Below are 14,209 nucleotides of genomic sequence, written 5' to 3' on the forward strand. Positions count from 1 at the left end.
AGTCCAGCCTTCTGGCCAAATGCTCGGCGCACTGCCAACTTCGGGCGATCTGGCGTCTGGGTCTTCGACGACTGCATCGCCTAACCCTATTGTCCGACGGTCACCGTCGAACTCCGCTCCCGAGAAGTTGACACCTGCCGAAAATATGGCGCCCGAAAAATTCGTTTGCTCTGCGAAGCGGGTATGTTGAAAAGATACGAAGTTCTTGAATTGGGAACCCGCGAAGAAATCATCAGAGTTGAACATTGCTCCACCCTCGAATTTCGCCCAGGAAATCCAAGCATGGCCTTCAAAGACCGCTCCTCTAAAGTCGGCGAATCCCTTGAAGACGGTGCTGGCGGCAAACATCCGGGTACAATGAAAGTTGCGGAAAAGAGTCTCACCCTCGAAAACCGCCCCATTCACTTGGAGGCTCCCGACATGGCAATCGGAGAGTGAGAAGTCGAAGAGATGCGCTCCTGAAAGGTCGATGAAGTCGATCTCCTGCCACCGTGCATCTTCGACCCTGTCGCTGCCTAGATGGTCCGCGATGATCTGCTGTGCCGCTTTTCTGACCTCTACCTCTTGGATCATCTCGACGCTGTCAGCGGTCTCTGGAGCAGGTCCGTCATCGGATTTCTCACCCACCCTAGCCCGAGGGAGAGGCATGCGTAGATATGAAGTAATGACCTTGACTACAACCTTACGCTGGCCTGGATTGTTCTGACCCAGACGCTCCAGAGCAAAAAGACCGGCCAGTCTTACTGCCGCTTTCTCGGAGCCAAGCTGATCAGATGCCTTGACATAAAGTTCGGTCATCCGCCGTTCAGTGGCATCGCGCTCGGTCGCGGCGGCTACCCTCTCGGCGCGATCGGCCGTGTCGGCGGCAACAAGTTCGGCATGTATGCGTTCGCGTTCCTGAAGCCATTGCCTGCGTGCTGCCAGTAGGAGAGCGAGCGTCCCGCCAGCGGCGAGTCCGACGGTGAAGGCGGTCTTCACCGCATCGAGCCGCCGGCCCGGGTCGGCACCCGCTATGCCGAGAAGCCACACCATCAATGCGGCGGTACCGCCAGCGATTATGACTAAAGCGACAGCTACTGCCGGCCACGATATGATGCGGAACTTCGGCCCCTCGAACTTGCTTTCGACGTGTCGGTCACTCACCGGGTACCAAGCCTTTGTCTGATCATGCCGGGTCCATACCTTATGAGGGTGACAAACCGATTAGAGTAAGGCAATGGTGCGTGAGCGCCGGCTTACTCTCCTGCCGCGAGTAGCACGCCACGCAGCGTCACGGCCAAGTCGACGCGGCTGGCGCGGGGAAGCCGATGAGACGACGCGTTGACGGTCAGGCGCGAGTTCCCCGCATGGCTTCCATCAAGGCGGTACGTACGGGTTCGTGGGCGAGCGGAGGTAACTTCTCCGGCTGGAACCAGCGGATCTCGTCATGTTCATCGGGAGCGGCGTTTGTCGGCGTCCCCTCCCACTCGCTGACGATCCAGGCGCTCAAGCGCACGGATTCCTCTGCACGGCCTATATCCAGCCGGCACAGGTGGATCGCCGAGCCTGTTGCTATCTGCACGCCCAGTTCCTCGTGAACCTCCCTCGCGAGCGCTGCCAGCTCCGTCTCGCCGGCATCGATGTGCCCACCGGCCAGACCCCACACGTTCGGGTAAGCAGGTTTGTTCGGACTTCGGTGGACAAGCAGGACTTGACCTTCGCGAACCAGCGCTGCGGTGACGATCTCAGGCATGGGCGGGATTTTGGCACGGCCCTCCGACAAGAACGTCCGCAACTAGCCGCAGGGCGTGCGCGAGCACTCAACGGGCCGTGGCGCTTGGTGATCGAAATCTCGGCTGTCCGTCGTGCTGAACTGCCAATCAGCGGGATCGAGTGTCAACGGTCAGGAAGAGCTCTTTGCTGACGGTCTTGTGATCTCTGGGCTGGCGGACACCAGAATTCCGTGCTGGTGGCCAGGTGCTCTGCGGTGGGTTTAGGTGGTCAAGGGCTGGGTGCCGTGGCCGGCGAGGGCTTGTTGCAGGCGGTGGCTGTCGCCCTTGGTGGTGATGACGTGGGCGTGGTGCAGGAGCCGGTCGACGGTCGCGGTGGCGATCGTTTTCGGCATGATGGTGTCGAAGCCGGATGGGTGGATGTTGCTGGTGACGGCGATCGAGCGGCGTTCGTAGGCGGCGTCGACGACGCGGTAGAACGCTTCGGCGGCGTCGGCTCCGGCGGGGAGCATGCCGATGTCGTCGACGACGATCAGGTCCGCGCGGCAGATCCGGGCGACGGTGCGGGCCACTGATCCGTCGGCCTTGGCCTTGCCGACGGTCGCGGTCAGCGTTTCGAGGGTGAACCAGGCGACTCGCAGGTCCTGGTCGATGGCGGTGTGGGCGAGGGCTTCGACGAAGTGGGACTTGCCGGTGCCCGACGGTCCGGCGATGGTCAGGTTCTCGGCTCGGCTGATCCATTCCAGGGTGGCCAGGCCTTGTTGGGTGGCCTCGGGGATGCAGGACTGCTGGTTGTTCCAGGTCGCGAAGCTCTTGCCGGTGGGTAGGTTCGCGGCTTTGCGGCGGATGCGGCGTCCGGCGTTGTCACGGCCGAGGACTTCCTCGGCCAGCAGCACCCGCAGGACTTCGGCGGGGTCCCAGCGTTGTGCTTTCGCGGTGACCAGGACGTCCGGGGCGGCCGCCCGCAGGTAGGGCATGCGCATGCGGCGTAGCAGCGTGTCGAGTTCGGCCGGCAAGGCCGGGGCCGTCAGGCTCTGGTCGGGACGCCGGTTGCGTGACCGGGGTGTTTTGACGGTCGCGGTCGTGGTGATCATGCGCCCAGCTGCTTCCAGGCGGCGGTGCCGGGTTGGGCCGAGTAGTTTTCGTCGGCGCGGACGAGGTCGGCGGGGTCGCCTGCTTGCGAAAGGTGGTCGAGGATGGCGGCGAGGTCGTGTTCGCCGAACCGGCCGGCGGCCGCGGCCAGGCCGAGGGCGTGATCGACGCGGTCGGTGTCCAGGATGGTGGCCAGTTCGACCGCGCGGGCCATTTTCGCTCGGACTCGGACGGTGCCGGTGGCGGCTGCTTCGACCAGCCAGTCGTGGGCGCCGCCGCCGAGGGCGAGGAAGTCGGCTTCGGCTTTGGTGCGTGGCCGGGGCCGGGGTGCTTTCGGGCCACCGCCGATGTTCGGATGCTGGGGGTAGTGCTCGTCGCGGATGGACGGGTTGCCGGGCGTCGACAGCTGGTGCCGGGCGATCTCGGTGACGCCGGTGCTGGTCATGGCGGTGATCGACAGGTCGTCGCCGACCACCCGGACCCAGACGCGTGAGCCGATGTGGCCTGGTGGTGTCGAATACCGCACGGATCCGAACCGGACTGTTTGATCGTCGTTGACCAGGCGTTCCTCACCCAATGCTGTTGTGTGTGGGTCGGCGGGCAGCGGATGCAGGCGCCCGCGTTCGGCGGCGAGGCGTTCGGTCGGGGCGACCGAGGTCTCTCGATGGGCTCGTGTGTTGACCTGATCGCACCAGGCTTCGCAGGCCGTGACGAGCTCAGCGAATGACGCATACTCCGGGCGCAGGTTCGCGTTGGTCGGGACCAGATCGGCTTTCGCGATCTTCACGGTTGCTTCGACACCGCCTTTGGACTCGGGGTCGAACGGTTCACACGTGGCGACGGTGCAGCCGTAGTGCCGGCCGGCGGCGACGATCTGCGGATGCCGCACCGGCACGCCGGCGACGTGCTCGATCGTGACGGTCTTCGCGTTGTCGCCGAGCAGATAGGTGGGGGCGCCGCCGATCCGGCGCAGCGTCGCGTCGAGGCAGGCGACCAGCGTTCCCAATGTTTGGTCCCAGGTCGGGATCACGATCCGGAACCGTGACCAGGCCAGCCAGGCGCAGAACAGACTCGTGCGGCGGCCGCCGATGCGGGGGCCTTCGCCCCAGTCGAACTGCAGCCACAGCCCGGGCTCGGCGACCCACGGGCGATAAACCCTTCGGTTGCCAGCCCGCCACGCCTGCTTGGCCGCTTGCACCGCCCGGCGGGTGGTGCGTTCGGTGCCGGTGAACCCCATCGCGACCAGGCGTTCATGCACCTTGTCTGCCCGGATCTTCGCTCGGGACTTCTCGACGAGCTCTTCGACCTTCGGCAGGAACGCGTCGATCAGCTTTGGCCGTGCGGCCCGGGTGAACGGGTTCCCGCCGCCATCACGCAGGTTTACGTAGCGTTTGACGGTTTTCGGGTCGCAACCGGCGAGTTGCCCGGCCGAGTGCACGCATCCGGTCAGGTCGAAAGCTTCCAGAATTTCCATTATCTCCCTGTCAGACTTGGTCACGGTCTCTCCGGTCCGATCGAGTGCATGGGTCAGCACCCGCACCGATCGGCCGGAGAGATCCGATTTCATGAAGCCCGGACCGAGATCACCTGACCGCTCACCAGGAATTCCGGTGTCCGCGAGCCGGGACTCAACTGTCCGCTGACAAGGATTTTCGCGTTTCCGCTAGCAATCGAGCGCTGCGTACGATTCAGACGTGTCCGAGCGATCATGGGAAGTCGATCCCGGTTCCGGAGTCGGCCCGCTGCGGTTCGGAACCCCACGCGCCGAGTTGCAAGCACTTCTCGGACAGCATCGGGCGTTCCGCCGCAGCCCGACGTCGGATCTGGCGGACCAGTACGAGACCGGCACGATCATGCTCACCTGTTCCGACGATCAGGGCCTTCACCTGATCGAGATCCCGGACCCGGACGGTGTGTACTACCGCGGCGTACACCTCAATGGCGCGGTTACCACCGTGCTGAACGATCTACGGGTCGCAGGCATCGAGGTCACCGCCGACGACTCCGGCTGGCTCCTCGCCGACGGCGCGATCGCGTTGTACACGCCGTCCTCGGAACCGGGTGCCCATATCGAGGCTGTCACAGCGTTCGGGCCGGGACACGAAATGCGCGGCGAGATCGTCTTCTTCCCGGCCGGTGTGGACGCGACGCCGGCGAACTCGTCGTACCTCGTCACCCCAGGAACGGGTATCGGCCCGATCATGCTGGGACAGCACCGCGACGAGGTCAGGCGCCAACTGAACGGTGGCGTCTGCTGGCAGCACGCGGCAGGTTCCCGGGAACCGGTGGAGGACAACTTCTTCGAAGACCACCTGGTGGTCCGGTACGGCCCGAGCCTGCTGGCCGACCGCATCTTCGTGACCAGGGCGGACGCCGTGCTCCTGGATGCGATCAACCTTATGCCGGCCTATCCGCAGACGATCGAGGATGTGCGCCCGCTTCTTACCCAGGCCGGTCACCGCCTTATCGAGCAAGAGGCCGGGATCGAGATTGCCGACGCCGGCATCCAGATCCTCACGATGCGACCGTCGCCGTCCAGCGACGGGCCGCTGCCGGTTGCGTGCGTCGCCATCTCCGCACGCAACGCTCCGCCGCAACTCTAGCCGCAGTCAATCCTTGCAACCGGTCCACGCCGCAGCCCACGCCGAGCGCGGCTACCATCCACGACGCTACCTTGCCGCGACCCGCGCAAAGTGCGGGCCGCGCCGTCCTCGGGTACTCACAAGGTTTGTGCTGTGGAGGGGAGCCTTGCGATGGTGACCATGCGGCGCATGACTGGGATGGGGATGCCGGGATTGCGGGCGGCATGTTTGGCACTGCGCGTGCCGAGCAGGAGTGTCACCAAGGTGTCCGCCGATATCGAGGGGTTGAGCCAGGCTCGCAGGCGGACGCGTTGATCCGTGTCGGCAGCAAGCCTCCGCAGCGATTCCGGCGAGAGGCGGTGGTCCTCGCCGGCGGCTCTGCGCACGATCGGGTCGGGGTCGTAGCTGAACTGTTCGGCTAGTGCGCTCGTGGAGGCCGGGTCGGTGAGGGCGAGGATCCGCATCCGAGGGTTGGGATCGGCCGCATAGCGCAGCAGCCCGTCCCGGGGGAAGTTGGGATGGGTCTGCGGTCGGCCGGGAAAGGACAGGCTTCCTTCCCACCACGAAGCCACCTCCAGGAGCATCTCCGGCGGAGCGTCGTCGCATGACTCGGCGAGAAAGAGCCGCACGATGCGGTCCTGGTCACGGGAGAGCGTCGCCGCTACGTCGGTGGGCAGACGCGGTGCGCGTGCGACGCTCCGTCGGACCAGTAGTTTCGGTGAGACGGCGAGCTGGCGCATGGCCTCGGCGTTCTCGTGGAGGGCGCCGATCCACCAGAGCGCAGTCGTGACGTCGGCCGGGTCGATGTCGGGGACTTCGGCCGCCATCGCCGCGATTTCCTGCGGCGTCCGGGGTGGTGTGGCGTCAGGGTGCGGAGCACTGCCGACGCCACGGCCCCCACGGGAGCGTCGCTGAGCGGCCAGTTGCTCTGCCGCTAGCGCCGCGAACATTTCTCGCCGTCTCGGCTCTGGCGTGGCGGTGACGAGTCTGTCCCACTGCGTAGCTGAAAGGCGGCCGGATTCTGCAGCGGTGGCGCGAACCTGCGCGGAGTCATGGACGACGGCAGCATCCATGACCCCGGCAGGAAGGTCATCGCGGTGGAGAAGGCCGGTCTCACCAAGATCCAAGAGGCCGAGAAGTACGTCTTCAGGCGCCGAGCGGTTGAATCCGAGCCCAAAGAGCCAGCAGGGGACTACTCGCCGGTCGAGGTCGGCGATTGCGGTCAATCTGGTCCAAGCCCCGTCAGGAACGTCGCCAGCATGTATGTCAGTCATCGACCGAAGGCTAGAACACTGGACCATCGGCTGACCCGCCTTGCCGGGTGGCAGGGTCAAATTATCCCCTATGGGCCAGCGAGGTGTCGTCGTGGAGACAACCGCTTACATGGCATGATCACCGCAGATCGGCAGGTGGTGATTTCACGTGCAGTGGCAATCGACAGCCGGCCGCGCCCCGGTGATTACCGGCTATGACCTCATCGTCGAAGGCCTCCATGCGACGCGGCACTTGTGCTGGGAGCCGGAGGTTAACGGCGGGCTCAGGCGGGGCGGCGCCTCGGTTCCGGGATCAGGCCGAGGAGTGCCAGGCCGTGGGCGAAGCCGTCGTCCGCGGCTGTCCTGGTGGTGAAGGTGGCGGCGGCGCGTACCGATGGGTGGCCGTTGCCCATCGCGACCGAACGGCCGCAGCAGGCGAACATCGGGAGGTCGTTGGGCATGTCGCCGAAGGCGACGGCCTCCTGCGGGGTACGGCCGAGCACGGCGAGCCCGCGCCGGATCCCGGTCGCCTTGTCGACGCCGAGCGGGTTGACGTCGACCAGGCGCTCGGCCGAGTAGGTCAGGTTGAGCCAGCCGGCGAAACCGGCGGCGGTGAGCTGGGCGATCAGGTCGTCCGAGCTCAGTGTGGGGTGCCGGATGGCGGCGGCGTAGCCCGGGTGGTCCGCGCGGTCACGGCCACGAGTGGAACGTCCCGGTCTCGCAGTGCGGCCGCGGCGGCCAGCGTGGCGGAACTGATCGTGTCCCCGTGCGGAACGACCGTTCCGTCGAGATCGGTGACCACGACCCGGCAGGCGCTCCCAGGGATTCCCGGCCCACTTTCGCGCACGTTGTAGCCCATAGAAGCGACATGCTTGCAGCCACCGGCCCGGCGCCGCCACCCGACCTCACGCCCGAGGGCGACGGGGGTCGGGTGGCACGTAGGGCGGCAACCACCCCGATCCGGTGCTGGGTGGGCGGGAGGCCCGGGCAGCCAAGGCCCACGACCCGGGCAAAGGAGGGCGGGCGGCCCGGGCGAAGGAGGGTCGGCGGCCAAGGGCAAAGAGGGGTCGGCGGCCAAGGGCAAAGAGGGGTCGGCGGGCAAGGGCCGCCGGCCCGGGCCGGGGCGGGCGGCTCAGAGCAGCAGGGTCGGTGGCACCTCCAGGTCCTCGGATTTGTAGAGGGCCGCGACGGCGGCTGGGTCGTCCGTGGCGCAGGTGGTGGCGATGGTGTCGATCAGGGCGTCGTAGCCGGGGCCGGTGCGGTTCTGGTACGACGCCTCCATGCGGCCCCACTCGTCCCAGGGGAGGATCTCCACCCGGTTGAGGGCGGCCAGATCCCGGATCGCGTTGCCCCGGATCTCGGCGGGACCGAAATTCTCCGTGCCGGGCACGCCGAAGACCGCCCCGTCGGCCCGCCCGGCCCGGAACAGCGCCCACGCCTCGCCCCCGGTCAGGAACTCGCCGGGCCGCAGCGCCGCCGGATCCGGCCGGCCGCCCGGCCCGAACGGCGACGGCGGCAGCGTGGTCACCGAGATGGTCTCCGGATCGGCGCGGACCCACGGCGCCCCGGCCGCCAGGCGGAACTCCACCACCCAGTGGTCCAGCGCCAGACCAGGCTGGAAATAGGCCCCGAACCCGCAGCGGACCCGGGCCGCGATCCCCCGGTGGCGCAACAGCGCGCAGGTCAGCACGGCGAAATGGCGGCAGGTGCCGATGACGCGGCGCTCGGGTGGGCGGGCCACGGTCAGCGGCGACGGATCGAGCGCCAGCAACGCGCGGATCAGGCGGGCCGCGGGCCGGAACTGGTTCTCCCCGAAGCGGCCGGGTGGCGGGCTGAGCTGCCCGGCGTCGCCGGGCTGGATGACCAGGTGCTGCGCGAGCCGCAGGATGGCCGCGGGATCCTCCGGCAGGTCCGCGAGGGCGCCGCGGTCGATCGTCGCGAGGTCGGTGAGCGGGCCCGGTGAGGTGTAATCGATGGTCCCCGTCATGTCCGGCATCGTATGCGCGGGGTGTGACAATCTCCGGATCCTACGTGGTGGCCGGGCGGCGCAGCTCCGTCTCGGGGGCGGGCGCCGGCTCGTCGTAGCCGAGCAGCGTGAGCAGGTTGCCGGTGGCCCGGTTGAAGGCCTCGGTGATGTCGTCGTCGAAGTGGTTGCGCCAGTCGCCGGCCTCGCCCTTGCGGTAGTGCGAGACCGTGCCGGCGCCCTTCTTGTCGTTCATCCGGCCGAAGCTGTACCTGTCGAGCAGCGCCGTCATCTCGGTGGGCGGGACGATGATCCCGCAGTGCCGGAAGAGGCGGTCGACCTGGGAGGCCTGGTCCGGGCCGACCAGGTCCTCGTAGCGGAAGAGCGCGACCTCGGCGGAGGACGGCGCCTTCACCCAGGAGCGGACGGCGTTGAACGTGCCCTTGCGGGCGAGGTGGTCGACCAGGTAGAGCAGGCCGTCCTTCTTCGATTTCTCCCGCAGGTTCCGGCGGACCTCGAGCACGTCGCCCATCGGGCCGTGCGAGTCCTTGGTGGAGAAGTAGCTCGACACGACCAGGTCCCGCGGATCGCGGTAGACGAAGAACGCGCGGTGGGCGTCGGGCTTCGGCATGGTGTCGAATCGTTTACGGGAGAAGAACAGCGACAGCGCGATCCGGTTCGGCGGGCAGACCCGCGGATGGCTCCAGTTGTAGAAGCGCGGATCATAGGTCAGCAGCCCAGAGTAGCGGTACGCGATCGGGTCGCTGAGCAGCGATTTGATCCACTGGCTGGCGGTCTTGCGGACCGCGCAGTGATAGAGGTTCACGTATTCACTGCGCTCGACGACCGGCACGGTGAGGCGAAGCCGTGCGTTGTGGGCTTCGAGCTGCGCCCTTCGTGCGAGGACACGCACGGATTCGGGTGCGTGCTGCTTGGCGAACATGACCGTGCGATTGAGCATCGTCTGAGTCCGAATCTTCATCCCGGCCGGAGCGGTGCGGTTGTGCACTTTACAAGAGTCTCGACTTTGTTACGAGGGCGTCTCGCCTAAGGTTCACCTGAGAGTTCTATGTGAATTCCATCGAGTGTCCGGTGTGGTGCGTGGTTGCGGGCGCCCCGGTCGCGATGTGCGCCGGGTGGCTCGGGTGCTCATGCCGAGTCCAACGACGAAGGCGTACGAAACGGTGCACATCCGGCACAACACTTGATGATCTTGCCGGGTGAAAGGTCATACCTTTGGCCTGTGCCGTTCCGGCAGGTCCACAACGCGCCGAACCTGATACTGGAATCGACCGCAGGCGAAAGCGGATCGAACCCCGTGAAAGAGGAGAACCTTCGTGGCACGCAAGTATCTGGCGATCGCATCGGTGCTGGTAGCGGCGTCCGCCGGCGCGGCCGTTCCCGTTCCCGCCCAGGCAGATCCCGGTGATCGGAGCGTGAGTGCGACCGTGCGGAATTACAGCGACGAAAGGCTGAGTCTGATCGAATTCGATGTGTCCGAGGGGGAATGGCTGGTGAAACCCCCGAAGGGCGTCAACCGGAACAAGACGGTGACATTCTCGGCGGAGTCGACGAGGGACACCGGCGGCACCGCGGCCACCGCCACCTACAAGACACGATTCGGCAAGGTGGAATTCTATTTGAGCAATCCGTGGACGCAGAGCAGCGACTACATCTGCGACGTCCCCGACGAACTGCGCTGTGACGTCGAGGGCGCCGGCGACGCGAACGAGGCCCAGGTCGCCTACGTCATCCGGTACAGCTGACCGGGGTGGCCGGCGTCCCTGACGCCGGCTACCGCTCCACGGCCAGACGCACACCCAGGGCGATCAGGATGCCACCGGTGGTGGCGTCGATCCGGCGGCTCAGCGCGCGCCGCCGCCGCAACCACGAGCCGATCCGGCCGGCGCCGACCCCCACGGCCCCGTCGATCAGAAATTCCAGAAAGATCAGAATCGCCCCGAGTACGGCGAACTGCGCCCACACCGGCCCCCGCGCCGGATCCACGAACTGGGGCAGGAACGCCACCGAGAACGCGATCATCTTCGGGTTGGACAGATTGGTCAGGAACCCGCTCAGATACGCCCGCCGGCCGGTGGCGCCCGGCTTCTCCGACAGCGCCTCCCCACGCTGCCGGATCATCCGGACACCGAGCCAGCCGAGATAGACCGCCCCGGCCACCCGCAGCACGGTGAACGCCTCCGGGACCGCGGTGAACAGCGCGCTCAACCCGGCGGCGGCCACCAGCACGTGCACCGCCTCACTGGTGGCCAGCCCCGCCGTGGCCAGCAACCCGGCCCGCGGCCCTCCCCGCATCCCACAGCTCAGCACGAACAGCATGTCCGGCCCCGGCGCCAGCATGGCGACGATCGTGGCGACGGTGAACGCGGCGAGAAGATGCGGATCCAACGGCATACGGCCAAGCCTGCCGACGGCCCAGCACAAGATCCATAGCCGGTGACGGAGGCTGAGCATAAGGTTGGCCGATGCTCGACCCCCGCCGACTGCGCCTGTTACGTGACGTGGCGTCCACCGGCACCATAGCCGCCGCCGCGGAACTGGCCGGATGCACCGCGGCCGCCGCCTCCCAGCAACTCGCCGCCCTGGAACGCGACCTGGGCGCGGTGCTGCTGGAACGCTCGGCACGCAGCGTCCGGCTCACCGAGGCCGGCCGGGTTCTCGCCGACCACGCCGGCCCCCTGCTCGCCGGCATCGACGAGGCCGAACGCGCCGTCCGCGACGTGGCCGGACTACGCGGTGGCAGCCTGCGGGTCGCCGCCTTCGCCACCGCCGCCATCGGGTTCGTGGTCCCGGCGCTGACCACCTTCCGGCGCCGCCACCCCGATGTCGAACTACGCTTCACCGAACTCGAATCGGCCGAGGCACTGCCCGAACTGCGCGCCGGAACGGTCGACCTGGCGGTCACCCACGAATACGCGCCACTGTCCCGGCCCGACCTGCGCGGCCTCGACCAGCGGCCGCTCTACCGCGAACCGATGCTGCTCGCCGTACCCCGCAAAGACGCACCGGCCGCAAGCGGCCCGATCGACCTGGCCGACTTCGCCGGCGCGGCCTGGGTCGCGGCGCTGACCAGCACCGGCTTCCAGGCCGCCACCGAGATGGCCTGCCGGGCCGCCGGTTTCGAACCACGGATCGAGACGCGGGTGCACAGCTATCCGATGGCGCTCGCCATGGTGGCCGCCGGATTCGGGGTCGCCCTCGTGCCGCGGCTCGCCGCCACCGGGCAGCGCGGGCTCGTGCACCTGCCGATCGCCCGGCCCACCGGGCTGGTCCGCCAGATCTACGCCACCACCCGGACCGCCGACCGCTCCCCGGCGGTCCGGCACCTGTCCCGCTATCTGGTGGGGGCGCTCAAAACGGCCACCTGAGCCAGAATGTCGGCAAGACGCGATCAGGTTGAGAGGGCTCACCATGGCATTCGTGACCGCATCCATCTCGGTCTCGGTCGACGGGTTCGTCGCCGGGAGGAACCAGGCCGCCGACCGGCCGCTCGGCGAGGCCCCGGCCATCGAGCTGCACCGGTGGCTGTTCGAGACGCCGGAGGAGAACCGGCCGGAGATCGACGCGCACACGGACGCCGGCGCGTACATCATGGGCCGCAACATGTTCGGCCCCATCCGCGGTGAGTGGGATCTGTCGTGGACGGGCTGGTGGGGCGACGACCCGCCCTACCACAAACCGGTTTTCGTGCTCACCCATCACCCTCGCGAGGACCAGCCGATGGCCGGCGGCACGACCTTCCACTTCGTCACCGGCGGAATCCACGACGCCTTCGACCGGGCGCGCGAGGCGACCGGCGACGGGCGGATCATGATCGCCGGCGGAGCCTCGACGGTCAACCAGTACCTCGCCGCCGGGCTGATCGACCAGCTGACCCTGAACGTCGTACCGGTCATGCTCGGGGCCGGCGAGCGACTGTTCGACGGGATCCCGCCACTGAAGCTGGAACAGATCGGCTCCCGGGCCGCGTCGCTGGCCACCCACATCACCTACCGGGTGCGCTAGCGATCTTGTGGTCGGGGTCCGGAAGCGAAACACGGACGTCGACCACGGCAGCTCGCTGGCGCGAACCGGTCATCATGACGTCGGCCGGCGGAGCACCGCCGGTTCGACGCCGGCCGCACGGTGTTCACCGGGCGGCCCGACGATGTGGACGTGTCGTTGACGGGAATCCGCTATCTCGGCCTGGCCGGAACGGTGCTGCTGGTGATCGGCGGACGGCTCGGGGGCGCGCTGCCCACGGCCGACCTGGACGCCACACCGGCGAGTGTGGCGCGCGGCCCGCACGGACTGCTGATCCTGGCGTGCTGGCTGGTGGGGACGGGTCTGCAGGCGTACGCCTGGTGGTCCGGCCGCGACCGGGCGCCGTCGGTGCGCTGGGTTCTCGTCACGGCGGCGCTGTGGACGCTGCCGTTCCTGCTGGCGCCGCCGATGGGCAGCCGGGACGTGTACTCCTACGTCTGCCAGGGCGAGATGTTCCGGCACGGGATCGACCCCTACCGGCATGGCGTGAACGCGCTCCCGTGCACCTGGATCGACACTGTCTCGATGAACTGGCGGGACACGGTCACCCCGTACGGCCCGCTCTTCATCCTGATCGCCGCCGCGGCGGTCGCGGTGGGCGGAGGCCTGGCCGGCGCCGTCCTCATCCTGCGGCTGGCCTCGCTGGCCGGAATCGTGGCGGTCGCCGTCGCCCTGCCGCCGCTGGCGCGCCGCTGCGGCATCCCGCCGCAGCGGGCCCTCTGGCTGGCGCTCGCCGGGCCGCTGGTCGGCGCCCATCTGCTCGCCGCGCCACACAACGACGCGGTCATGCTCGGCCTGGCGGTGGCCGCCCTTCTTCTGATCGTACGGTCGGGAGCACGCACATCCTGGCTGCTCCCCGCCGGCGCGCTGCTCGGCCTGGCGATCTCCGTGAAGCTCACCGCCCTGGTGATCGTCCCGTTCGCGATCCTGGCCGCCGGCCCACTGCGCCGGGCCGCCGTGACGATCGGCGGTGGAGCGGCCGCCGCCCTGATGTCCCTCGCCGTGGCGAGCGGCCTGGGCTGGGGGTGGATTCCGGCCACCGGCGTGGGCACCTCGATGATCCAGTTCACGTCACCGCCGACCGCGGTCGGGATGACCCTGACCTACCTGGGCAAGACCGTGCACCCCGGTTTCGACGCGGTGCCCGTGGTCCGCGCCCTGGCCGTCGTCCTGCTCGCCGCCACCCTGGCGTACCTCTGGTGGCGGGCCCACCGCGCCCCCGACCGCACCCGGGCCGCCCTGCACGGCGCCGCCCTGGCGCTGGCCGCGACCGTCCTGCTGGCCCCGGTCCTGCACCCGTGGTACCTGCTCTGGCCGCTCACCCTGCTCGCCGCCACCACCCGCCGCACCACGGCGATCATGGCGGCCACCGTGGTGTGCGCGTTCTCGGTGCTGCCGGACGGCGGCGGGCTGGCCCGGTTCGTCAAGTTCCCCGGCGCCCCGATCGCCACCGTGCTGCTCGTCGTCCTGCTGATCGTGGCTGTCAGGCGGCGCACAGGCTCCGCACAACCCACTCCTGAGCCCGCGACGTTTCCTTGAGCCGTCCCCGCCGTATCGCGTTCAAGG

At 68.1% G+C, this 14,209-nt stretch carries 15 protein-coding genes; 5 read left to right on the forward strand and 10 right to left on the reverse strand.

Going from position 1 to position 14,209, the window contains the following annotated elements; translation table 11 throughout:
- The 4 genes from IEZ13_RS16415 to istA form a co-directional block, all read right to left on the reverse strand.
- Positions 1-1,143 (reverse strand): pentapeptide repeat-containing protein (locus IEZ13_RS16415; RefSeq protein ID WP_189285744.1); only part of this gene is annotated, 1,143 nt, incomplete at its 3' end.
- 184 nt (positions 1,144-1,327) lie between these two features.
- A complete protein-coding gene (locus IEZ13_RS16420) occupies positions 1,328-1,732 on the reverse strand; it encodes an NUDIX domain-containing protein (protein ID WP_183218560.1) in 405 nt (134 codons plus the stop codon).
- A gap of 240 nt (positions 1,733-1,972) precedes the next feature.
- Positions 1,973-2,803, reverse strand: a complete 831-nt coding sequence (gene istB, locus IEZ13_RS16425; RefSeq protein WP_203833712.1) for an IS21-like element helper ATPase IstB — start codon at positions 2,801-2,803, stop codon at positions 1,973-1,975.
- Positions 2,800-4,275 (reverse strand): IS21 family transposase, encoded by a 1,476-nt coding sequence (gene istA, locus IEZ13_RS16430; protein ID WP_183218875.1) that lies wholly within the window; start codon positions 4,273-4,275, stop codon positions 2,800-2,802. The genes istB and istA overlap by 4 nt, the downstream gene beginning before the upstream one ends.
- A gap of 220 nt (positions 4,276-4,495) precedes the next feature.
- On the opposite strand from istA, the gene IEZ13_RS16435 reads away from it, so the two are divergent.
- Entirely contained in the window at positions 4,496-5,404 is a 909-nt protein-coding gene (locus IEZ13_RS16435; RefSeq protein ID WP_183218561.1) for a hypothetical protein, read from the forward strand.
- A 116-nt stretch (positions 5,405-5,520) separates the two neighbouring features.
- On the opposite strand, the gene IEZ13_RS16440 is transcribed toward IEZ13_RS16435, so the two are convergent.
- The 5 genes from IEZ13_RS16440 to IEZ13_RS16455 all read right to left on the reverse strand — a co-directional run bounded on the left by IEZ13_RS16440 (position 5,521) and on the right by IEZ13_RS16455 (position 9,560).
- Positions 5,521-6,657 (reverse strand): hypothetical protein, encoded by a 1,137-nt coding sequence (locus IEZ13_RS16440; RefSeq protein ID WP_183218562.1) that lies wholly within the window; start codon positions 6,655-6,657, stop codon positions 5,521-5,523.
- A 263-nt stretch (positions 6,658-6,920) separates the two neighbouring features.
- Complete coding sequence (locus tag IEZ13_RS47895; RefSeq protein ID WP_373293026.1) at positions 6,921-7,295, reverse strand: HAD family hydrolase; 375 nt, start codon at positions 7,293-7,295, stop codon at positions 6,921-6,923.
- The gene (locus IEZ13_RS47900; RefSeq protein WP_372441846.1) at positions 7,277-7,495 is read right to left on the reverse strand and encodes an HAD hydrolase family protein; all 219 of its coding nucleotides are present in this window, start codon (positions 7,493-7,495) and stop codon (positions 7,277-7,279) included. The genes IEZ13_RS47895 and IEZ13_RS47900 overlap by 19 nt, the downstream gene beginning before the upstream one ends.
- Positions 7,496-7,768: 273 nt before the next feature.
- Positions 7,769-8,623 carry a transglutaminase-like domain-containing protein gene (locus IEZ13_RS16450; RefSeq protein WP_183218564.1) on the reverse strand — a complete coding sequence of 285 codons (855 nt, stop codon included), beginning with the start codon at positions 8,621-8,623 and terminating at the stop codon, positions 7,769-7,771.
- A 40-nt stretch (positions 8,624-8,663) separates the two neighbouring features.
- Positions 8,664-9,560, reverse strand: coding sequence for a sulfotransferase domain-containing protein (locus IEZ13_RS16455; protein WP_183218565.1), 897 nt, complete (start codon positions 9,558-9,560; stop codon positions 8,664-8,666).
- Between the two features lie 376 nt (positions 9,561-9,936).
- Between IEZ13_RS16455 and IEZ13_RS16460 the strand changes: the two genes are divergently transcribed.
- The gene (locus IEZ13_RS16460; RefSeq protein ID WP_183218566.1) at positions 9,937-10,365 is read left to right on the forward strand and encodes a hypothetical protein; all 429 of its coding nucleotides are present in this window, start codon (positions 9,937-9,939) and stop codon (positions 10,363-10,365) included.
- A gap of 28 nt (positions 10,366-10,393) precedes the next feature.
- Here IEZ13_RS16460 and IEZ13_RS16465 read toward each other — a convergent pair whose 3' ends face one another.
- Positions 10,394-11,014, reverse strand: coding sequence for a LysE family translocator (locus IEZ13_RS16465; protein WP_183218567.1), 621 nt, complete (start codon positions 11,012-11,014; stop codon positions 10,394-10,396).
- A 71-nt stretch (positions 11,015-11,085) separates the two neighbouring features.
- Here IEZ13_RS16465 and IEZ13_RS16470 point away from each other — a divergent pair, with 71 nt between their 5' ends.
- The 3 genes from IEZ13_RS16470 (at position 11,086) to mptB (ending at position 14,182) form a co-directional block, all read left to right on the forward strand.
- A complete protein-coding gene (locus IEZ13_RS16470; RefSeq protein WP_183218568.1) occupies positions 11,086-11,988 on the forward strand; it encodes a LysR substrate-binding domain-containing protein in 903 nt (300 codons plus the stop codon).
- 43 nt (positions 11,989-12,031) lie between these two features.
- A complete protein-coding gene (locus tag IEZ13_RS16475; RefSeq protein ID WP_183218569.1) occupies positions 12,032-12,625 on the forward strand; it encodes a dihydrofolate reductase family protein in 594 nt (197 codons plus the stop codon).
- 150 nt (positions 12,626-12,775) lie between these two features.
- Entirely contained in the window at positions 12,776-14,182 is a 1,407-nt protein-coding gene (mptB, locus tag IEZ13_RS16480; protein ID WP_229794738.1) for a polyprenol phosphomannose-dependent alpha 1,6 mannosyltransferase MptB, read from the forward strand.
- The last annotated feature ends 27 nt before the right edge of the window (positions 14,183-14,209 follow it).

Origin of the sequence: Actinoplanes campanulatus (assembly GCF_014647795.1) — a bacterium.
Lineage (GTDB): Bacteria > Actinomycetota > Actinomycetes > Mycobacteriales > Micromonosporaceae > Actinoplanes > Actinoplanes campanulatus.